The organism is Armatimonadota bacterium (assembly GCA_018268395.1).
Classification (GTDB): Bacteria; Armatimonadota; Fimbriimonadia; order Fimbriimonadales; family Fimbriimonadaceae; genus JAEURO01.
This window is the reverse complement of the sequence record JAFDWQ010000005.1, coordinates 424,189-424,459: the sequence shown is the minus strand read 5'-3', so window position 1 is coordinate 424,459 and position 271 is coordinate 424,189. Positions and strand designations below refer to the sequence as shown.

At 64.6% G+C, this 271-nt stretch carries 1 protein-coding gene; it reads right to left on the bottom strand.

Features of this window, described 5'->3' with window-relative positions:
* Positions 1–83 precede the first annotated feature (83 nt).
* Positions 84–271: hypothetical protein (locus JST30_11640; GenBank protein MBS1714976.1), on the bottom strand; the 188-nt coding region annotated here is incomplete at its 5' end.

The following is a 271-nucleotide window of genomic DNA, read 5'->3' as shown; positions in this document are numbered from 1 at the left end:
TGCGTTTCGGTGTCGACGGTCAACGGGCGTCGGCCGGAAGAGGGCGGGCCACGTCTTTCGGCGAGGCCCGCCACGTCCCGGTCTTAGCTGAAGAAGCCCACGCTCCTGGCGAGACGGACGTCGTCCCCGCCTGTGAGTTCGTCAAGGTCTTTCAAGGTCAGTTCGCGGTTCTGGTGGTCTTCCACGGAGACCTTCAGGCCGAGCGAACGGAGCTCGTTCACGAGGATCTTGAAGGACTCCGGAATTCCCGGCTCGGCGATCGGCTCGCCCT